This is a genomic window from Arthrobacter sp. StoSoilB19 (genome assembly GCF_019977275.1).
Classification (GTDB): Bacteria; Actinomycetota; Actinomycetes; order Actinomycetales; family Micrococcaceae; genus Arthrobacter.
Map to the genome: position 1 here is coordinate 1,495,475 of NZ_AP024650.1, position 19,094 is coordinate 1,514,568.

Below are 19,094 nucleotides of genomic sequence, written 5' to 3' on the forward strand. Positions count from 1 at the left end.
GACATCGGCCGGATCAACAGCTTCCTTAAAGGATCTACACAGGAATGAAGCGCACCATGGGAGGAAAGACGGGCCGCTAGGATCGGGAGCAGGTCATGAGTACTCGCAGCAGGGGCAAGCGCCTCGCCACCGGGATTACCGCGGCCGTGGGCGTTGGCAGTTTCGCCGCTGCCGGCGTGGCGGCGGCTGCCGTCTATGCTGCAACGCCGTCCGTGATAGCCAGGACCACCCACACCCAGGACAGCAGCACCCAGGACAAGAGCACCCAGGACAAGAGCACCCAGGACAAGAGCACCCAGGGGAGCACGCCCAAATCCGGTTCTTCCCGCTCTGACGGCGACGACTACGGAACCCGCAAAGACAACAGCACGCGCCGCTCCAAGAGCTATGGCAATAACGGCAGCACCAGTCCGGTCCAGCCCGGGAACGGCGGCACCGTCCATGGCAGGTCCTCGGGGTCCTGACGTGGACAGCGTAGATGTTTCCGGTACCGGGGTTGCTGGTTCCACCACCACCGGCGGCGCAGCAGCCTCCGTCGACACCATAACTCCGGAAGCCACAGCAACTCCGGAAACCACAGCGCAATCCAGCTGGACAGTCTGGCAGTTGGACGCATCCGTGACCGTTACCGATCCCGGCAAGCTTGCCGCGGCGGAAGCCATTGTCCGCGGCGTGGTGGCCGCCGTCGACCTCGCCTGCAGCCGTTTCCGCGGCGATTCTGAACTGGTGCGGCTCCAGCCGCGAATGGCGTCGGGCGTCAGCGTAAGCCCACTGTTCCGGCTGCTCCTGGAACGCGCCCTGGACGTGGCGGAGATGACCGGCGGCGATGTGGATCCCACGCTCGGGGCAGACCTGGCAGCCCTGGGCCACGGCCCGGGGATGCAGGGCCGGCCCGGGCTGCACAGCGTGCCGGTGCCGGCGCTGCCCGCGCCGTCGCCGCACATCCCGTTGCCGCCCGACCCTGCTCCCAGGCTCCCGGGCTGGTCCCGCGTCACACTCGATTCGGCCAAGCTGACCGTACCGGCTGACCTGCGCCTCGACCTGGGCGCGTCAGCCAAGGCTGTCGCCGCGGATCTTGCCGCCGCCGAGGTGCACCGGAAGCTGGGCTGCGGGGTCCTCGTGGGCCTGGGCGGCGACCTTGCGTCCGCAGGGCCGGGACCCACGGTGGAAGGGAACCCGGGCCAGTGGCAGGTCCTGGTTCAGGACCTTCCCGCAGACCCGGCCCAACAAATCTCTTTGGCGCCGGGATATGCCCTGGCTACGTCCAGTACCCAAAAGCGCCGCTGGACGCACGAAGGGACGACCGTCCACCACATCCTTGACCCCCGCTTTGGCCTCCCGGCCGAAACAGTTTGGCGTTCGGTGACCGTGGCGGCCCTTACCTGCCTGCAAGCCAACGCGTTCAGTACTGCTGCCATAGTCCGCGGCTTCGCGGCCCTGGAATGGTTCCGGGCCGAAGGGATCCCGGCCCGGCTCGTGGACAGCAGAGGCAGGGTGACAACCACCGGTGGCTGGCCGGCCGGTGGCTGCCACCCTGCCGCAAACGCTGCAGGCACCAGCGCTGGAAGCTTCACGGCCGGTGGGGGTGTCCGCCATGGATGAAGCGATGTGGGCCTTTGGCCGCGTCAGTGGGTTTGTGTCCCTTGCCCTGTTCACCGGATCCGTACTGCTGGGGATCCTGAACCGGTCCGGCCGGCCGTTCATGGTGCTGCCCCGGTTTTCCATCAGCCTCCTGCACCGGAACATCTCCCTGCTCGCCACGGTCTTCCTGGGGCTGCACGTGGGCTCCCTGCTTCTTGACTCCTACGCAAAATTGAACCCGGTGGACATCGTGGTGCCGTTCCTTGGTTCTTTCCAGCCGTTCTGGCAGGGGCTGGGGACGGTGGCCCTGGACCTTGTCCTGGCTGTGGTGGTGACGGGGCTGCTGCGCCACCGGATCGGGCTGCGCAGCTTCAAGGCTGTCCACTGGCTCAGCTACGGCGTGTGGCCGGTGGCAATGGCGCACGCCCTCGGCAACGGCACCGACGCCTCAAGCGGCTGGTTCCTCCTGCTGGCTGTGGCGTCCGCGGTGGCTGTTGCCGCGGCCCTGCTGTGGCGGCTGAGCCCGTCCTTCCTCGAGACCTCGCATGCCAGGCAAGGAAACCTCCCGTGAGCCGTGACATCCACCCCCAGGTGGCCCCCGGGATCCAGCCGCAGGTGTCCCGGAAGGGCCACGATGACCCCCACAACAGCGGTCACCGGCCGGCATCCCGGGACAGCAGCCACCAGGAGCCGCGCCTCCTGGCCGCAGGCCCCGACGCAGGGTGGGCCCAGCACCTGGACACCTTCGGGCCCTGGGAGCCGCAGCCTGCCGCGGGCGGCCTGCTGGAGGCGCTGGCGGTGGCCGGACTGACTGGCCGGGGTGGGGCCGCCTTCGAAACCTGGCGCAAGGCCACGGCGGCCGCCGGCCAGGGCAGGAAGGGTTTGTTTTCCGCCAAACCTGTGGTGATCGCCAACGGCGCCGAAGGCGAACCGCTCAGCTTCAAGGACCGGACGCTCCTGGCTCATGCGCCCCATCTCGTCATTGACGGACTGTTGGTCCTGGCCGCTGCCCTGGGCGGCGCCGGCATGTACGTCTACGCGCCGGCGGCCAGCCTGCCCCGCATGCGGCAGGCGCTCAAAGAGCGCCCGGGGGCCGCGAAGATCCGCCTGGTGGAGTCGCCCGAAACGTTCATCTCCGGGGAGTCGAGCGCGGTGGTCAACATGATTGCCAACGGTGCCGCCGTGCCCACGGACCAGCGCGGGCGCCTCAGCGAGTCGGGACTCAACGGCCGCCCCACCCTGGTGGCCAATGTCGAAACCCTGGCCCAGGTTGCCCTGATCGCACGCTACGGGGCGCAGTGGTTCCGCCAGGCCGGCACCGCAACGGATCCCGGCACCCGGCTGGTGTCCGTGTCCGGCCCCGCCCCGGTCCGGGATGTGGTGCTGGAGGTGCCCGGCGGCGTGCAACTTTCCGCGGTCCTGAAGGAAGCGGGGATGGATCCCGCCTCCTTGTCCGCCGTCCTGGTGGGCGGCTACCACGGCCGGTGGGTACGCCCCGGGGCATACGCCATCTCGCCCGCGGGACCGCCGGACCGGACCGCCCGGCCGGGTGCAGGAGTGATCCATGCCCTGGACCTGCAGGACTGCGGCATCCAGGCGACGGCCCGGATTGTCAGCTACCTGGCCAACCAGTCCGCCCGGCAATGCGGGCCATGCATGTTCGGCCTGCCGGCCATGGCATCCGTCCTGAACAGGATTGGCGGAGGGGAACGCAATCCCCGCTTGGCCTCCGAGCTGGACCGCCTGGGGCGGCTGGTTTCCGGCCGCGGCGCCTGCCGGCATCCGGAGGGAACCACCGGACTGGTCAGCAGCGCCCTTGAGGTGTTTGCCCCGGACTTCCGGGCCCACCTTTCCGGATACTGCACGGGTCCGGGAGGCGCAGCGGCATGACGACGTACCTGCACATCGACTGGACCAGCTGTGACGGCCGGGGCCTTTGCACCGAACTTCTTCCCGGCGTGCTGGACCGGGACGACTGGGGGTATCCCGTGGCCCGCGGCAAGGCGGGCCGCGAACGCACGGACGTGCCCCTGCGGGAAGCCGACCGGGAAGCCGCCCAGGAGGCCGTCTTCCTCTGCCCCAAACTGGCACTGAGCCTGCACGGGCGGACGCCGCAGCAACCGGACCAGAAGGTGCCTGGCCGGTAGGGGCCAGGCCTGACACTAAGATTGCTGTGTGGCTGGGCTGATCAAACGTGAAGATATCGACGAAGTACGCCAGCGCACGGACATCAAGGAAGTGGTGGACGGCTACGTCACGCTCAAGGGTGCCGGGCTGGGAACCTTCAAGGGTCTGTGCCCCTTCCACGACGAGCGCTCGCCGTCCTTCACCGTCCGTCCCCAGGTAGGCCGCTACCACTGCTTCGGCTGCGGCGAGGACGGTGACGTCATTGCCTTCGTGCAAAAGCAGGACCACAGTTCCTTCCAGGAAGCCGTGGAAAAGCTTGCCGCCCGGATCGGCTACGAGCTCCGCTACGAGGACGGCGGGACCGGGCCCAACCGCGAGGAGGTGGGCCGCCGCCAGCGGCTCCTGGACGCGCACAAGATCGCGGACGAGTTCTTCCGCGCCCAGCTGCTCACCCCCGGCGCCGCCGAGGCCAGGAATTTCCTGTTTGGCCGGGGCTTTGACAGGGCAGCGGCGGAACACTTTGGCTGCGGGTACGCCCCGCAAGGGTGGGATGCCCTCCTGAAGCATCTCCGCGGCCGCGGTTTCACCGATGCCGAGCTCAAGCTCACCGGGATGTTCAGCGAGGGCAACCGGGGAATTTACGACCGTTTCCGTGGCCGCCTCATCTGGCCCATCAAGGACATGGCCGGCGACACCATCGGCTTCGGCGCGCGCAAGCTCTACGAGGACGATCAGGGCCCCAAGTACCTGAACACCCCGGAAACCACCCTCTACAAGAAGTCACAGGTCCTGTACGGCATCGACCTCGCCAAGCGCAGCATCGCCAAGGACCGCCAGCTGGTGGTGGTGGAGGGCTACACCGACGTGATGGCCTGCCACCTGGCGGGAATTACGACGGCGGTGGCCACGTGTGGCACCGCGTTCGGCACCGAGCACATCAAGATAGCCCGCCGGCTGTTGTCAGACGACGGCACCGGGGGAGAGGTGGTGTTCACCTTCGACGGCGACGCCGCCGGCCAGAAGGCGGCCCTCCGGGCCTTCGAGGAGGACCAGCGGTTCACCGCGCAGACCTACGTGGCCGTGGAACCCACGGGTGCCGACCCCTGCGACCTCCGGCTCAGCCGGGGCGATGAAGCCGTGCACGCCCTGATCCAGTCCCGGCGGCCGCTGTTCGAGTTCGCCATCCGCACCACGCTGAAGCAGTTCAACCTGGACACCGTCGAGGGCCGCGTGCAGGGCCTGAAGGCATCCGTGCCCGTGGTGGCGGCCATCCGCGACGCCTCCACCCGCACCGGCTACTGCCAGGCGCTGACCGGCTGGCTGGGCATGCCGGACCCCAACGAGGTCCTGCGCCTGGTCAATGCGGCCGTAAAGCGCGGAGACACGGGGCGCCCCGCCGCACCCGGCCAACAGCAGGGGGGAGGGGCTGCCCACCCGGCCACTGCCAACTCCGCCACCGCCCAGGCCGGCGGGCCCGGCGTGGCTGCCGGGCCGTCGTCGGGAGCTGTGCCCTCCTACCACCGCCCCGACCCGCGGGACCCCGTGGCGTCCATGGAACGGCAGGCGCTGGAAGTGGCGCTGCAGCAGCCGTCGCTGCTGGCCGGTGGGGTTTGGGAGCGGTTCGCCGCCGCCAGGTTTGCCACCCCCGCCTTCCAGGCCGTCCATGACGCCATGCGCGCCACCGGCCCCGGGCTTGTGGGCGATCCCGTGCGCTGGGTGGAGCACGTCATGCACGAGGTTCCCGAGCCCCTCCGCCCCCTCGTCTCGGAGCTTGCCGTGGTGCCGCTGCCTGCCCACACGGAGGAAGCTGTGCTGAAGTACTGCCGCGACATCCTGTCCCGGCTTTTCGAACTCCAGATCACCCGCGTCAAGGCGGACAAGATGGGCCAGCTGCAGCGCCTGGACGCCGCAACGGATCCGGAAACCTACCAGCGGCTCAACCGTGAACTGATGATGCTGGAGATGGAACGCAGGGCACTGCGCGCGGAGACGTAGGCGGGAGCCTGGGGCGGGCGGGCGTGGCAGAGGTCACCGGCCGCCCGATTTCGTTTCCGCCGCAGGTGTTTGCTAGGCTAATACCCGCTTCATTCCTCCTTAGCTCAATTGGCAGAGCATTCGACTGTTAATCGAAGGGTTGCTGGTTCAAGTCCAGCAGGAGGAGCTTCCAATCCCCGTTCCGGCCTCCGGAACGGGGATTTTTTGTCTCCCATATGGGGCGTGTGGGCCCGTGAAACCGCCGATTTCCCTTGGGCCGGAATCCTTTGCTAATGTCATACCTGCTTCATTCCTCCTTAGCTCAATTGGCAGAGCATTCGACTGTTAATCGAAGGGTTGCTGGTTCAAGTCCAGCAGGAGGAGCGCTACGAAAAATCCCCGTTCCTCCACCCGGAGGAACGGGGATTTTTTCTTTCCGCGGGGCGGGAAGCCGGGCTAGACGAAGTCCATTTCCACTTGCAGGAATCTTTCGGCCTCGGCAATTGCTGCCTCGAAGGCCTCCTTCTCGGTAGGTGACTTCCGGGGCTCGCGGGGGTTCCATTCGTGCGGAGCGGAGTGGATCCTGACAAAACCGGCGTCCGGCGGGGCGTAGAAGATGCCGAACCGCTGCACGGGCCATTCCGGCGAGGTCTCCGGCGCCACCAGCAGGGCTGCATTGAAGGCGGGGTTGAACCATTGGGCGATGGGCCGGCGCCGGTCTTCGGTGAACAGCCCGGCCGCGTACAGTGCCGCCGACTGCTGGCCCGCCTGCGCGCACAGCCGCTCCCACCACAGTGGCAGGATTCGGGCGTCGCACCGTTGCCATGTGGCCGGAAGTGGCGGTTGGTTCTGCCAGCTGGACACGGGATTATTTTATCCCTGCAGGCAGCCGCAGGGGCAGGGAAAGCCGCCCCGTGCGGCATGTCGGTCAGCGGCGGTTCCTGCGCCCGCGCTTCCCTGGTCCACCCTTTCCCGGTCCACCCTTCCCCGGTCCAGGGTTCACGCGGTAGAGGAGAGCGGCGCCTGCCAGCATCCCCAGGACGATGCCGGTGGCAGGGTTGCCAAGGGCGCGGCCGGCGAAATAGCCCACGACGGCGCCAAGCACGGCCCCGAGGAAAAGTCCCCTGCCGTTGCGGTGCGGTTTGCTGCTCATGGGCTGCCTTTCACAGGACGGCTGGAACGTGGAGTGGATTGACGGCGCTCAGTGGATCGAAGGGGCTCAGTGGATCGAAGGGGCTCGGTGGATTGAAGGCACTCAGTGGATTGAAGGTACTCAGTGGATGGAAGGTACGGTGCGCGGCCGGACCACCAGCCAAAGGGCGGCGATGGCCAGCAGGATGCAGGAGGCCTGCACCGCACCCATCGGCGCGGCGCTGGTGATGCCCAGCCAGCCCACCACGGGCGAAATCAGTCCTGCCATGAGGAACGTGGCCGCACCCAGCAGCGATGCCGCAGTCCCGGCCTGGGCCGCATGGCCCGCCAGCGCCAGCACCTGCACGCAGGGGAACATGAAGCCCGTGCCCAGGATGTAGAACCACAGCGGGACCATCACGCCCCACAGCCCAAGGCCTGCCCGGTCGAACACCACGATCAGCAGGCCCATCAGGAACATCCAGGCGGTGGCCCCGGCCAGGATCCATTGCGGCGGGATGATCCTGATCAGCCGGGCACTGGTCTGCACGCCGGCCACGATGCCCAGGGAATTGATGCCGAACAGCAGCCCGTACTGCTGGGCAGAGAATCCGAACACTTCCTGGAACAGGAAGGGGGAGGCGGAGAGGTAGGTGAAGAGGCCGCCGAAGTTGAAGCCGGCCACCATCAGCAGCCCCACGAAGATCCGGTCGCTGAAGAGTGCCTTGTAGCGCTGCCGGGCCGTCATGCCGCTCTGGCCCCGCTTCTCCGGCGGAAGGGTTTCACGCACCAGGAGGAGGGCGGCCACGATCACCAACGTCCCGTATACCGCCAGGAACACAAAGATGCCGGGCCACGGCATCACCAGGAGCAGCTGTGAGCCGATGACGGGGGCCAGGATGGGTGCCAGCCCGTTGACCAGGGACATCCGGGAGAACATCCGCACCATGGCATAGCCGGAGAACAGGTCACGCACCATGGCCATGGCCACCACGCCGCCCCCGGCCGCGCCGACCCCCATGAGCACACGGAAGACTCCCAAGGTGGCGATGTCCGTGGACAGGGCAGCACCCAGGGAGGCCGCAATGTGCACTGCCGTGGCCAGGATCAGCGGGGTCCGCCGGCCGAACCTGTCACTGAAGGGACCCACCACCAGCTGTCCAAAAGCAAAACCGACCGTTGTCCCGGCCAGGGTGAGCTGGACCTGCGCCTCGGTTACCCCCAGGCTTGCCTCCAGCGCGGGAAAGGCCGGCAGGTACAGGTCGATGGTGAACGGGCCGAGGGCCGTGAGGGCGCCCAGGAGGAGGATGTACAGGAGCTTGCGGCGGCGGCTCAGCAGGTCGCCCGGATTAGGGGGATTGGTCACGGAGAACAATCCTAGGCCCGGCCACGGCAGTTTTTGCAGCGTTGTAGGCCGCGCCGCCCGGCAAGCCCCCAAGTTCGCCCTGAACCTGAATGGTAGTTTGGGTGGCGTGGACTGTGCGGCTGCACATTTCCGCAGTAGACGGAAGCAGTATGTGACCCATGAGACCAGTAAGGCGGAACCGATGAGCGGACGTCACAGCGGGCGTACCAGCCCCGGATTGCGTATCACTGCGCTGCCCGGGACGGCAAGACTCCTATTCCGGTTGGCGCCCCGCCAGCTCAATGACGAGATCGCATTCGCCAAGATCGAACTCAAGCGCAAGGGAATCCAGGTCGGCGTGGCTGCGGCCTTTTTCGCCGTGGCGCTCCTGTTCCTTGCCTTCCTGGTGGTGGGCCTGATTGTCGCAGCCATCATGGGACTGGCCACCATCATGCCCGCCTGGTTGGCAGCCCTCCTGGTGTCCGCCGCTTTCCTGCTGGTGGCCCTCATTGGCGGACTGGTTGGCCTCGCGAGGTTCAAGAAGGCCATGCCGCTGATGCCGGAGGAAACCATCCGCGGCATCAGGCACGATATCGGCGTGGCCCGCGAAGGGTCCGCCTTCAACCCGGCTGTGCTGGATCCTGAAAGCCCGGAGGGCAAGGCTGCGAAGGCCGCCAAGGCTGAAGCAGCTGCCAAGGCCAAGGCCGAGAAGGCGGCAAAGGCCGCCGAGCACGACAAGGAATTCCCGCACGCGTCCGAGCCCGAGCTTGTCCGCCGGCTCAGCCAGCGGCGCCACCACATCACCGAGGTCCGTGACGAACTCGGCGTGGAGCTGGACCTCAAGACGCAGGCCCGCTACGTGCTGGCCGCCGCCCAGGTCAAAGCCCGCGAGAGCCAGGTGCTGGCGCAGCGCGGTGTGGAGGCCGCTGGGCAGAGGTTCGCGGCGTTGTCCGGATCCGCGGACCTGTCCACGCGGTGGAAGCCCCTGGCAGCTTTCGTGGCAGCCGGAACCGTCCTGGTGGTCCTCCTCCGAAAGCTGCTCCGCTCCAACTAGGCCGTTTCCGCTCAACAACTCATGACCGAAAGACCGCCACGCGGCGCAGGAAGGAGAGGGGGACGGGTGAAGTTCATTGGTGCAGGTGCCCGCCCCGGCCGTCCGCAGGTGGACCACGACCTCGTACTCACCATCCCCAACCTGCTCACCGTGGTGCGGTTCATGGGCGTTCCGCTCTTCATGTGGCTCGTCCTGGCCCAAAAGGAATATGGAGCCGGCGTGGTCGTCCTGGCAATCATGGCCGGAACGGACTGGATCGACGGCTACATTGCCCGCCGCTTCGACCAGGCCTCCAAGCTCGGCAGGGTCCTTGACCCGATCGCCGACCGGCTGGCGCTGCTCGCCGTAGCGTTCACCCTGGTGATTGCCGGCGTCGTGCATTGGCTGTACCTGGCCGCGCTGGTAGTCCCCGACGCCGTCCTGCTGGTCCTGACGCTCTCCCTTTTCCGCGGGCACCCGGATCTTCCTGTCAGCGTGGTGGGCAAGGTTCGGACCGGGCTGCTGCTCCTGGGAACGCCGCTGTTGGTCCTCTCCCGCCTGGACACCGGCTTCGCCGGCCAACTCTTCATCGCCGCCTGGGTGGTGCTGGGCCTTGGCCTGGTTGGCCACTGGGTGGCCGCCTACAACTACTTCTGGGCCATCCTGCGAAAGGGCAGGGAACTGAAACAGCACGACGGCGGGAACGGCTGATGGTGTGGGTTGCCGTCGGCCTGGCGGTGCTGGGCGCCTTCTGCCTGGCCTTGGGCGCCCAGCGCCAGGGCAGCGCTGTCAAAGCCGACACCGGCGGCCTCGCCCTGAGTTCCAACGGGTTCCTGCGCCTCCTGCGCAACCCCCGGTGGATGTTCGGGCTCCTGCTGCTCTGCACCGGAATGGCCATGAACGCGGTGGCCCTGGTCTCCGCGCCGCTCACCGTGGTCCAGCCCATCGGCGCCATCGCCCTGGTGATCACCACCGTGGTCAACGCCCGGGACCAGGACCTGACCATCAACCGTGCCACCACCGTGTCCATCGCCGCATGCGTCACCGGCTCGGCGCTCTTTGTCCTCCTGGCGGTCAACGTCACCCAGGAGAGCCACCACGTCAGCCTGGCGGACGAACTCACCATCGTGCTGCTGCTCGCCCTGGCGGTGGGCCTGTTCGGCACGCTGGCCGTGATGTTCAAGCACCGCATGAACGCGTTCGTCTACATCCTCGGCGCCGGTATCCTGTTCGGCTTCGTCGCGGTCCTGACCAGGATCATCGGCAAGCACCTCCTGGACCCCAACGGCCTGTTCCTGCTGAACGTGCAGTGGTACTCGGTGGTGGCCATCGTCGCGGCCGGCGGCCTGGGGTCCTGGTTCGTCCAGAGCGCTTACTCCACCGGTCCGCCGGACCTGGTGATAGCCGGCCTCACGGTTGTCGACCCCATGGTGGGCATCGCGATCGGCATCATCATCCTGGGTGAGCTGCGTCCCGACGTCCATGCCGTCATGGCGATTGCGATGGGAACGGCCGCCTGCCTTGCTATCGTTGGGGTTATCGCCCTTTCCCGGCACCACCCGGAGGTCACCAAGCGCAAGAAGGACGCTCGGAAGGCCGCCGGCAGGCCGTCCCACTAGCCCATTCCAGCAATTCCAAGCAATCCCACGAGGCCGCGGGCCAACTGCGCCGCCGGCCAACCGTGCTGTCAGTTCCACGCTGCCCGCACCGTGACCATCAGGAGTACTCCATATGACCACGCCAGCCGACCAGCGCCCCCTGACCATCCTGATCGCGGCGGACACCTATCCGCCGGACGTGAACGGCGCGGCACAGTTTGGATACCGGCTGGCCAAGGGCATGACTGCACGGGGACACGACGTCCATGTTCTGGCGTCCCGCGACAGCAAGGGAAAGAGCTTCACCGAGTTCCGCGAGGAAGCAACCGTGCACCGGCTGCGCTCGCACAGGGCTTTCACCCACGAGACCTTCCGCCTCTGCTTCCCCTGGGAAATCAAGAAGGACATCAGCCTGCTCTTCGACCGGGTCAAGCCGGACGTGGTGCACATCCAGAGCCACTACATGATCGGCGAGCACGTGCTCTATGAGGCCGTGAAACGCGGCGTCAGGATCATCGCCACCAACCACTTCATGCCCGAAAACCTCAACCCCTTCCTGCCCTTCCCGCAGTGGTTCAAGGACATCATCGGGCGCGTCTCCTGGAAGGACATGGGCAAGGTCATGGGACAGGCAGACGTGGTGACCACCCCCACGCCCCTGGCCGCCCGGGCCATGCACGATCATGCCTTCCTGCGGAAAGTCCTCCCGCTGTCCAACGGCATCGACTCCGCAGCCTACGAACTCAAGCCGGGCGAACACATCGAGCCCCATGCCAACCCCACCGTCCTGTTTGCCGGACGCCTGGCGGAGGAAAAGCATGTGGACGTGCTCATCGAGGCCATCGGCAAGACCCCGCCGGAGCTGAACGTCCATCTGGAGATCGTGGGCGGCGGCGAAGTGCGCTCCGCCCTCGAGGACCTGGTGCGGCGTCTGGGGCTGGGAAACCGGGTGAAGTTCCTGGGCCTTGCCAGCGACGAGGACCTGCGTAAGGCCTACATCCGGGCGGACCTGTTCTGCATGCCCGGAACGGCGGAATTGCAGTCGCTGGTGACCCTGGAAGCGATGTCCGCCTCCACCCCGGTGGTCCTTGCGAACGCCATGGCGCTGCCGCACCTGGTGCGTGACGGCGAGAACGGGTATCTGTTCACGCCCAACGACAGTGACGACCTCGCCAAGAAGATCACCCAGGTCCTGGAGCTGCCCAAGGAAGAACAGCGCGCCATGGGCCGTGCCAGCCGCCACATGGTGGAGCCGCACAGTATCCAGACGACGCTGCAGACCTTCGAGGACCTCTACCGCGGCGCCACCTACGAGGACAAAGTGGTCTGAACCCTTTCCCGGGTTTGCTAGAGTGTTTCTGCCCTGCCGGAGCGTGGCGTTTGACCACGTGTCTGCGGGGGTTTGGGGCTATAGCTCAGCTGGTTAGAGCGCGGGACTCATAATCCTAAGGTCCTCGGTTCAAGTCCGAGTAGCCCTACCGCCAATCGACAACCGCGGCCGACGATCTTCGTTGGCCGCGGTTTTCTTGGTTAACCCCGCCTCCTGCGGTATGTTACTGACCAGTAACATACCGTGCTCCGCTCCGCGGCATGGTCAGCGCTGATCACCAAAGAAGGTACCCATGGCCAGCTCCGCAGCCGATCCCCACGAACTTCCCTACGCCGACGGGGATTTCTTTGCCTTCGAACAGCTTCTCTCCGGCAAGGAACAGGACCGCCTCGCCGAGGTCCGCGACTTCCTGGCACGTGAGGTCAGGCCCATCGCGGTGGACTGCTGGAACCGCGGTGAGTTCCCCGCGGACCTGGTGCCGAAGCTTGCCGGCCTGGACCTGGTCAGCCCCGTCCGCCGGCAGGGGTACTCCAACCTCTTCGCCGGCATGCTGCACGCCGAGGTCACCCGTGCCGACGCCTCCATCGCCACATTCCTGGGCGTGCACGACGGGCTGTTCACCGGTTCCATCGAGCTGCTGGCGTCCCAGGAGCAGAAGGACGCGTGGCTTCCCGACATCTACTCGCTGAAGAAGATCGGTGCCTTCGGCCTGACCGAGCCGCTGGGCGGCAGCGATGTTGCCGGCGGAACGCGCACCACGGCGCGGAAAGACGGAGGCAACTGGATCCTCAACGGGGCAAAACGGTGGATCGGCAACGCCACCTTTTCCGACTGGGTGGTGGTGTACGCCCGGGACGTGGCGGACAACCAGGTCAAGGGCTTCATGGTGGACACCACGCTTGACGGGTTCAGCGCGACGAAGATCGAGAACAAGATCTCCCTGCGCACCGTCCAAAACGCCGACATTGTCCTGGCGGACGTGGTGGTCCCGGAACGCTTCAAACTGGCCAACGCCAACAGTTTCCGGGACGTCAACAAAGTACTCAAGGCCACCCGCCTGTCAGTCGCCTGGCAGGCCGTTGGTCTCCAGCTGGCCGCGTTCGACGTTGCCCGCCGCTATGCCGTGGAGCGCCACCAGTTCGGCCGCCCCCTGGCTTCCTTCCAGCTCATCCAGGACCAGCTGGTCCGGATCCTGGGCAACACCGTCAGTTCGACAGGGATGATGGTCCGGTTGTCACAGCTGGAGGACGAGGGCGCGGCAAGGGACGAACAGTCGGCGCTGGCCAAGGCTTTCGCCACGGCGCGCATGCGGGACAGCGTGGCGCTGGGCCGCAGCATCCTTGGCGGCAACGGAATCGTGACCGACTTCGAGATGGCCAAGATCTTCGCCGACGCCGAGGCCATCTACTCCTACGAGGGCACAGCCGAGATCAACACGCTGGTCACCGGGCGGGCCATCACGGGCATCTCGGCCATCGTCTAGCCGGCATTCCCAAGGTGCGACCCCACCGCCTGGCCGCCACCGACCCGCCGCCCCCGACGGGACTGCAGGTCACGGCGGGCCTGGCAGCGGAAGCAGGATGGACGGGCGAAGGTCCAGGACGAACTGCAGCGGATTGACGTAGTCCTCTCCGTCCCGGACTCCCCAGTGAAGGCACTGCGCCGCCGGGCAGTGTCCCGGCAGCACGGCCCCCACCACCTGGCCCGCAGTTACGGTGGCCCCGACTGCCAGGGTGCTCTCCACGGGTTCGAAACTGCTCCGCAGTCCACCGCCATGGTCGATGGTGATCACGGGCCGGTCCACCACGACCCCCACGAAGCCCACCGTTCCCGCCGCGGGGGACGTGACGGGAGCCCCGGCCACGGCGAAACCCAGGTCAACGCCCCGGTGGCCGCTGAGCCAGGGCTTTGGCGGGGGATTGAAACCGCGCAGCACAGGCGGGCGCGGTGCCAGCGGCCACTGCCAGGAAGGTGCTGCACCCGCCGCGGCAGCCGCCGTCGTTCTGTCCCTGTGGATGGTTGCCGCGCGGGTGGATGCCTGGAGTGTGGCTGCCTGGAGTGTGCCAGCGCCGGACGGCAGGGCCGGGCCGGGCGAGGCCACGGACGCAGGCAACAGCAGGAGTGCGGCCAGGAGCACCGGTGGTTTCATGGGACCAGCCTGCCCGGCCGCGCGTGGTACCGGCAGGGCATTTTCCGCCTATGTGGACAACCACCTGGCGGCGTGCGCCGGCAGCGCCGGGTGTCCGGTGGAAGGGGACGCCTGTAGTACACTTGATGGAGCAGTTTGCTGCGCCCTCAACGCTTCCCGTCCCAGTGGTTTACCCCCGCGGTACATGCCCCTGTCCGGATTGCGTCGGCACATCTCATTCAGAAGTGTGGGGGAGCGGCGGCTGACTACGCGCATCCAGCCCTCCGGCTGCCGACGCCCCGGTGTCGTGCACGGAGGACTGCGCTTCCTGCGGTCAGGCTTTGGTCCTGATGGGAAGGGCGGTGGATGCCAGGAGCACGGCCCGCCCGGGCCACGCTAATCAACCGTCAACTATTGGCAGGGTAAGAAGCCTCCGGGTTTTCTCATGAATGACCTGCCGGAAAATAAGGAGCGTCGGAATGCCCGTCGTAACCATGCGCCAGCTGCTTGACAGCGGCGTCCACTTTGGACACCAGACCCGCCGTTGGAACCCGAAGATGAAGCGCTTCATCTTCACCGAGCGCAACGGCATCTACATCATCGACCTTCAGCAGTCGCTGTCCTACATCGACCGTGCCTACGAGTTCGTCAAGGCCACTGTTGCCCACGGCGGCACCGTGCTCTTCGTCGGCACCAAGAAGCAGGCCCAGGAAGCAATTGCCGAGCAGGCCACCCGCGTGGGCCAGCCCTACGTCAACCAGCGTTGGCTCGGCGGTATGCTGACCAACTTCCAGACCGTCGCCAAGCGCATCCAGCGCATGAAGGAACTCGAAGAGATCGACTTCGACGACGTCGCCGGCTCCGCGTACACCAAGAAGGAGCTGCTGCTCCTCAAGCGCGAGCTCACCAAGCTGGAGTCCAACCTGGGCGGTATCCGCAACCTGACCAAGGCTCCGTCCCTGCTCTGGGTCGTGGACACCAAGAAGGAACACCTCGCCGTTGACGAGGCCAAGAAGCTGAACATCCCGGTTGTGGCCATCCTGGACACCAACTGCGATCCGGACGAAGTCGACTTCCCGATCCCGGGCAACGACGACGCCATCCGCTCCGTGAACCTCCTGACCCGCGTTGTCGCCGACGCCGTTGCCGAGGGCCTGATCGCCCGCAACAACCGCGGCACGGGCGCCACCGAAGCTCCGGAAGAGCCGCTGGCTGAGTGGGAGCGCGAGCTCCTCGAAGGCAGCAAGGCCGAGGAAGCTGCTGCAGCCCCCGCTGCTCCGGCTGAAGAAGCCGAAGCTCCGGCCGCCGCCGAGGCTCCCGCCGAAGACGCCAAGTAACACAACTTAAATCCGGATTTTCCGCGCTGTCCGCAGCCGGAACTGCTGACAGGATGGCAGCCCACCTTGTGGGCCGCCGTCCTGTCGGTCCGTACACCACCACACATTTTCTAGACAGAGGGGTTCACATGGCGAACTACACTGCCGCGGACATCAAGGCCCTGCGCGAGCGCACCGGCGCCGGCATGATGGACGTCAAGAAGGCTCTTGACGAAGCCAACGGTGACGCCGAGAAGGCCATCGAGATCATCCGCATCAAGGGCCTCAAGGGCGCTACCAAGCGCGAAGGCCGCTCCACCGCTGAAGGCCTCGTGGCCGCCAAGGTCAGCAATGGCGTCGGCGTCATGATCGAGGTCAACTGCGAGACCGACTTCGTTGCCAAGGCTGACAAGTTCATCCAGCTGGCCGACAAGGTCCTGGCCGTCGCCGTCGAGTCCGGCGCCGCCGACCTCGAAACCCTGCTGGCCACCGAGGTCGACGGCAAGCCGCTGTCCGAGGTCGTCATCGAAGAGGGCGCAGTCCTGGGCGAGAAGGTTGTTGTCCGCCGCATCTCCCGCATCGAGGGTGCAACGGTTGACGCTTACCTGCACAAGACCTCCAAGGACCTCCCGGCCCAGGTTGGCGTCCTGTTCGCTGTCGACGGTGAAGGCGAAGCCGCCGCCACCGCCGCCCACGACGTCGCCGTGCACATCGCCGCCATGGCTCCGAACTACCTCACCCGTGAGGACGTTCCTGCCGAACTCGTTGAGTCCGAGCGCCGCATTGCCGAGGAGACCGCCAAGGCCGAAGGCAAGCCCGAAGCTGCCCTCACCAAGATTGTGGAAGGCCGCGTGACGGGCTTCTACAAGGGCGAGGTCCTGGTTGACCAGGCATTCGCGAAGGACGCAAAGAAGTCCGTGGCACAGATCCTCGAAGAGGCCGGTGTCAAGGGAACCGCGTTCACGCGTTTCCGCGTCGGCTCCTAGTCGATTCCGCAAGGGGGTGGCCACTTCGGTGGCCGCCCCTTTTGCATGCGCGCAGTCCACATGGAGCGCGGCCGGTTCCGACCACAGGATCCGGCAGGATACCCTTTTTTCAGAGTCATCAACGGGAAGGCATCATGGAAGCCGTCAACACTGTCATCCATTCCGAGAAGAACAAGCGGCGGGTCCTCCTGAAGCTTTCCGGCGAGGTCTTCGGCGGCGGGAAACTCGGTGTCGACCCCGAGACCGTCCGCGACGTCGCCAAGCAGATTGCGGCGGCCGTCCCGCAGGTGGAAGTGGCCATCGTGGTGGGCGGCGGTAACTTCTTCCGCGGCGCCGAACTGTCCCAGAGCGGCATGGACCGATCCCGCGCCGACTACATGGGCATGCTGGGCACGGTCATGAATTGCCTTGCACTGCAGGATTTCCTGGAGCAGGCGGGCGTGGAAACCCGCGTCCAGAGTGCCATCACCATGGGCCAGGTGGCCGAGGCCTACATTCCGCGCCGTGCCATCCGCCACATGGAGAAGGGCCGCGTGGTCATCTTCGGCGCCGGCGCCGGCCTGCCCTACTTCTCCACCGACACCGTGGCAGCCCAGCGGGCCCTGGAGGTGCATGCCGACGTGGTCCTCATGGCCAAGAGCGGGGTGGACGCCGTGTACACCGCAGACCCCAAGAAGGACCCCACCGCGGAACGCCTGGAGACCCTGAGCTACGACGATGCGCTGCGCCGCGACATCCGCGTCATGGACCAGACGGCCATGACCATGTGCAAGGACAACAACCTCTCCATGGTGGTCTTCGGCATGGAGGGTGAAGGCAACGTCACCCGCGCCATCCTCGGCGAAAAGCTGGGCACGCTGGTCACTGCCTAGCTCCGGCTAGGATGATTCCAGGACAGTTCCGTCCCCGCCCCTCCCGGCGGGGACGGAAACGGCAACAAAGAACCACGTGAGTGCAGGGAACCGGCGCCCCGGACTGCACCAGAACCGTCAGGAGAGACCGTGATCGAAGATACCTTGCTTGAGGCCGAAGAGAAGATGGACAAGGCGGTTGAGGTAGCCAAGGAAGACTTCGCCTCCATTCGTACCGGTCGCGCCAATCCCGGCCTCTACAACAAGGTCCTGGTGGACTACTACGGCTCTCCCACCCCGCTGCAGCAGCTGGCCTCCTTCGCCATCCCGGACGCCCGGACCATCCTGATCACCCCGTTCGACAAGTCCGCCATGCGCGACATCGAACGCGCACTGAGCGATTCCGAGGTCGGCGCCAACCCGTCCAACGACGGCAACGTCATCCGGATCACCATCCCGGAGCTGACCAAGGAACGCCGCAAGGAATACGTCAAGATCGTCAAGACCAAGGGCGAAGACGCCAAGATCTCCATCCGCAACATCCGCCGCAAGGCAAAGGAGACCCTTGACCGCCTGGTGAAGGACGGCGAGGCCGGCGAAGACGAAGGCACCCGCGCCGAAAAGGAACTGGACAGCCTCACCAAGGCACACGTGGACGGCATCGACGAGCTGCTCAAGCGCAAGGAAGCAGAGCTGCTCGAAGTCTGATGGGCCAGGCAGATCAGGCCCCCGCACCCAGGGCGCGCACACGGGGGAAGCAGCCCAGGAGCAACCCGACGCCAAAGGCCGGGCGGAACCTGCCCGCCGCCGTCGTGGTGGGCCTGGCGATGCTGCTGGCCGTCCTGGGCGGCCTGCTGTTCATCCCGCTGGCTTTCGTAGCCATCGTCGCGGCCTTCGCCGTTTTTGGCGTGTGGGAGATCTACCGGGCGTTGGAGCACAACGGGACCAGGATGCCCATCGTGCCGGTCATGACCGGCACGGTGGCCTTGCCTTTCGCCGCCTACTTCGGCGGCATCGAGAGCCAACTGTTTGCCCTGCTCCTCAGCGCCGTGGCAGTCCTGCTGTGGCGGTCGATCGAAAGCGCCGCCGGATCGGCCAACAGCATTTTCGCCGGTGTCTTCACGCTGGGCTGGGTACCGTTCTTCATCAGCTTCGCGGCACTGCCGCTGCATGCCGCCGGTACCACGCCGCTGGGGCTTTGGCCCGGCGGCGCCGCCCCCATCGGTGCGTGGGAGATTGCCGTCATGCTGCTGCTGGTGGTCTCCAACGACACGTTCGGCTACCTGGTGGGCGCGTCCATCGGCAAGCACCCCATGGCGCCGAAGATCAGCCCCAAGAAATCCTGGGAGGGATTCGCAGGGTCCGCGGCGGGCGCCATGCTGATCGGCGTGCTGGCGGCCATCTTCGTGCTGGACAAGCCCTGGTGGGTAGGGGTGGTGCTGGCGGTGGGAACCGTTGCCGCGGCCACCGCCGGTGACCTTGGCGAATCCATGGTCAAGCGTGAACTGGGCGTCAAGGACATGAGCAGCATCCTGCCCGGACACGGGGGAGTCATGGACAGGCTGGACTCCATCGTCTTCGCCTCGCCCGTGGCCTTCATCCTGTACGGGCTCGTGGCCGGCGCATAACCCATCAGTCCCGGCACAACCGGGCGTCCGACATAAAAAGGGCCCGGGCGGCTGAAGCAACCCCGG

The 19,094-nt window shown here is 66.5% G+C and carries 20 protein-coding genes and 3 tRNA genes; 19 read left to right on the plus strand and 4 right to left on the minus strand.

The window, feature by feature from the left end:
- Positions 1–95: 95 nt before the first annotated feature.
- From LDO86_RS06850 to LDO86_RS06885, 8 genes are all read left to right on the plus strand, one after another.
- Positions 96–464, plus strand: a complete 369-nt coding sequence (locus LDO86_RS06850; RefSeq protein WP_018771636.1) for a hypothetical protein — start codon at positions 96–98, stop codon at positions 462–464.
- A gap of 1 nt (position 465) precedes the next feature.
- Positions 466–1,602, plus strand: coding sequence for an FAD:protein FMN transferase (locus LDO86_RS06855; protein WP_018771637.1), 1,137 nt, complete (start codon positions 466–468; stop codon positions 1,600–1,602).
- Entirely contained in the window at positions 1,595–2,152 is a 558-nt protein-coding gene (locus LDO86_RS06860; protein WP_223994590.1) for a ferric reductase-like transmembrane domain-containing protein, read from the plus strand. The genes LDO86_RS06855 and LDO86_RS06860 overlap by 8 nt, the downstream gene beginning before the upstream one ends.
- Positions 2,149–3,471: an NADH-ubiquinone oxidoreductase-F iron-sulfur binding region domain-containing protein gene (locus LDO86_RS06865; RefSeq protein WP_018771639.1), complete on the plus strand. Its 1,323-nt coding sequence runs from the start codon at positions 2,149–2,151 to the stop codon at positions 3,469–3,471. The genes LDO86_RS06860 and LDO86_RS06865 overlap by 4 nt, the downstream gene beginning before the upstream one ends.
- Positions 3,468–3,728 (plus strand): ferredoxin, encoded by a 261-nt coding sequence (locus LDO86_RS06870; RefSeq protein WP_018771640.1) that lies wholly within the window; start codon positions 3,468–3,470, stop codon positions 3,726–3,728. The genes LDO86_RS06865 and LDO86_RS06870 overlap by 4 nt, the downstream gene beginning before the upstream one ends.
- 28 nt (positions 3,729–3,756) lie before the next feature.
- Positions 3,757–5,703, plus strand: a complete 1,947-nt coding sequence (gene dnaG / locus LDO86_RS06875; RefSeq protein WP_056389994.1) for a DNA primase — start codon at positions 3,757–3,759, stop codon at positions 5,701–5,703.
- Positions 5,704–5,796: 93 nt separating this feature from the next.
- Positions 5,797–5,869 (plus strand) — tRNA-Asn (locus LDO86_RS06880).
- Between the two features lie 124 nt (positions 5,870–5,993).
- A tRNA-Asn gene (locus LDO86_RS06885) sits at positions 5,994–6,066 on the plus strand.
- Positions 6,067–6,138: 72 nt separating this feature from the next.
- Here the strand turns inward: LDO86_RS06885 and LDO86_RS06890 are convergent.
- From LDO86_RS06890 to LDO86_RS06900, 3 genes are all read right to left on the minus strand, one after another.
- Positions 6,139–6,546, minus strand: a complete 408-nt coding sequence (locus LDO86_RS06890; protein WP_018771642.1) for a hypothetical protein — start codon at positions 6,544–6,546, stop codon at positions 6,139–6,141.
- 64 nt (positions 6,547–6,610) lie between these two features.
- Entirely contained in the window at positions 6,611–6,835 is a 225-nt protein-coding gene (locus LDO86_RS06895; RefSeq protein ID WP_224084395.1) for a hypothetical protein, read from the minus strand.
- A gap of 120 nt (positions 6,836–6,955) precedes the next feature.
- Positions 6,956–8,179, minus strand: a complete 1,224-nt coding sequence (locus LDO86_RS06900) for a multidrug effflux MFS transporter (protein ID WP_224084396.1) — start codon at positions 8,177–8,179, stop codon at positions 6,956–6,958.
- Positions 8,180–8,360: 181 nt separating this feature from the next.
- Here LDO86_RS06900 and LDO86_RS06905 point away from each other — a divergent pair, with 181 nt between their 5' ends.
- The 6 genes from LDO86_RS06905 (at position 8,361) to LDO86_RS06930 (ending at position 13,602) form a co-directional block, all read left to right on the plus strand.
- Complete coding sequence (locus LDO86_RS06905; RefSeq protein WP_026266129.1) at positions 8,361–9,212, plus strand: phage holin family protein; 852 nt, start codon at positions 8,361–8,363, stop codon at positions 9,210–9,212.
- Between the two features lie 66 nt (positions 9,213–9,278).
- Positions 9,279–9,902 carry a CDP-alcohol phosphatidyltransferase family protein gene (locus tag LDO86_RS06910; RefSeq protein ID WP_018771646.1) on the plus strand — a complete coding sequence of 208 codons (624 nt, stop codon included), beginning with the start codon at positions 9,279–9,281 and terminating at the stop codon, positions 9,900–9,902.
- Positions 9,902–10,810 (plus strand): DMT family transporter, encoded by a 909-nt coding sequence (locus tag LDO86_RS06915; protein WP_018771647.1) that lies wholly within the window; start codon positions 9,902–9,904, stop codon positions 10,808–10,810. The genes LDO86_RS06910 and LDO86_RS06915 overlap by 1 nt, the downstream gene beginning before the upstream one ends.
- A gap of 112 nt (positions 10,811–10,922) precedes the next feature.
- Entirely contained in the window at positions 10,923–12,119 is a 1,197-nt protein-coding gene (locus LDO86_RS06920) for a glycosyltransferase (protein ID WP_018771648.1), read from the plus strand.
- Between the two features lie 74 nt (positions 12,120–12,193).
- A tRNA-Ile gene (locus LDO86_RS06925) sits at positions 12,194–12,267 on the plus strand.
- 144 nt (positions 12,268–12,411) lie between these two features.
- Positions 12,412–13,602 (plus strand): acyl-CoA dehydrogenase family protein, encoded by a 1,191-nt coding sequence (locus LDO86_RS06930; protein WP_018771649.1) that lies wholly within the window; start codon positions 12,412–12,414, stop codon positions 13,600–13,602.
- A gap of 69 nt (positions 13,603–13,671) precedes the next feature.
- On the opposite strand, the gene LDO86_RS06935 is transcribed toward LDO86_RS06930, so the two are convergent.
- Positions 13,672–14,268 (minus strand): M23 family metallopeptidase, encoded by a 597-nt coding sequence (locus LDO86_RS06935; RefSeq protein ID WP_224084397.1) that lies wholly within the window; start codon positions 14,266–14,268, stop codon positions 13,672–13,674.
- A 458-nt stretch (positions 14,269–14,726) separates the two neighbouring features.
- Between LDO86_RS06935 and rpsB the strand changes: the two genes are divergently transcribed.
- The 5 genes from rpsB (at position 14,727) to LDO86_RS06960 (ending at position 19,028) form a co-directional block, all read left to right on the plus strand.
- Positions 14,727–15,584, plus strand: coding sequence for a 30S ribosomal protein S2 (gene rpsB, locus LDO86_RS06940; RefSeq protein WP_018771651.1), 858 nt, complete (start codon positions 14,727–14,729; stop codon positions 15,582–15,584).
- 128 nt (positions 15,585–15,712) lie between these two features.
- Complete coding sequence (gene tsf / locus LDO86_RS06945; RefSeq protein ID WP_018771652.1) at positions 15,713–16,549, plus strand: translation elongation factor Ts; 837 nt, start codon at positions 15,713–15,715, stop codon at positions 16,547–16,549.
- Positions 16,550–16,683: 134 nt separating this feature from the next.
- On the plus strand, positions 16,684–17,421 hold the full coding sequence (gene pyrH, locus LDO86_RS06950) for a UMP kinase (RefSeq protein WP_018771653.1): 738 nt from the start codon (positions 16,684–16,686) through the stop codon (positions 17,419–17,421).
- 129 nt (positions 17,422–17,550) lie between these two features.
- Entirely contained in the window at positions 17,551–18,108 is a 558-nt protein-coding gene (frr, locus tag LDO86_RS06955) for a ribosome recycling factor (RefSeq protein ID WP_018771654.1), read from the plus strand.
- Complete coding sequence (locus LDO86_RS06960) at positions 18,108–19,028, plus strand: phosphatidate cytidylyltransferase (protein ID WP_018771655.1); 921 nt, start codon at positions 18,108–18,110, stop codon at positions 19,026–19,028. The genes frr and LDO86_RS06960 overlap by 1 nt, the downstream gene beginning before the upstream one ends.
- Positions 19,029–19,094: the final 66 nt, after the last annotated feature.

Bases quoted from the DNA above. Each gene is read 5' to 3' on its own strand.
- LDO86_RS06915 (WP_018771647.1), top strand. From the start codon at position 9,902: ATGGTGTGGGTTGCCGTCGGCCTGGCGGTGCTGGGCGCCTTCTGCCTG.
- LDO86_RS06850 (WP_018771636.1), top strand. From the start codon at position 96: ATGAGTACTCGCAGCAGGGGCAAGCGCCTCGCCACCGGGATTACCGCG.
- LDO86_RS06960 (WP_018771655.1), top strand. From the start codon at position 18,108: ATGGGCCAGGCAGATCAGGCCCCCGCACCCAGGGCGCGCACACGGGGG.
- LDO86_RS06860 (WP_223994590.1), top strand. From the start codon at position 1,595: ATGGATGAAGCGATGTGGGCCTTTGGCCGCGTCAGTGGGTTTGTGTCC.
- LDO86_RS06920 (WP_018771648.1), top strand. From the start codon at position 10,923: ATGACCACGCCAGCCGACCAGCGCCCCCTGACCATCCTGATCGCGGCG.
- LDO86_RS06935 (WP_224084397.1), bottom strand. From the start codon at position 14,268: ATGAAACCACCGGTGCTCCTGGCCGCACTCCTGCTGTTGCCTGCGTCC.
- pyrH (WP_018771653.1), top strand. From the start codon at position 16,684: ATGGAAGCCGTCAACACTGTCATCCATTCCGAGAAGAACAAGCGGCGG.
- tsf (WP_018771652.1), top strand. From the start codon at position 15,713: ATGGCGAACTACACTGCCGCGGACATCAAGGCCCTGCGCGAGCGCACC.
- LDO86_RS06870 (WP_018771640.1), top strand. From the start codon at position 3,468: ATGACGACGTACCTGCACATCGACTGGACCAGCTGTGACGGCCGGGGC.
- rpsB (WP_018771651.1), top strand. From the start codon at position 14,727: ATGCCCGTCGTAACCATGCGCCAGCTGCTTGACAGCGGCGTCCACTTT.
- LDO86_RS06930 (WP_018771649.1), top strand. From the start codon at position 12,412: ATGGCCAGCTCCGCAGCCGATCCCCACGAACTTCCCTACGCCGACGGG.
- LDO86_RS06895 (WP_224084395.1), bottom strand. From the start codon at position 6,835: ATGAGCAGCAAACCGCACCGCAACGGCAGGGGACTTTTCCTCGGGGCC.
- LDO86_RS06905 (WP_026266129.1), top strand. From the start codon at position 8,361: ATGAGCGGACGTCACAGCGGGCGTACCAGCCCCGGATTGCGTATCACT.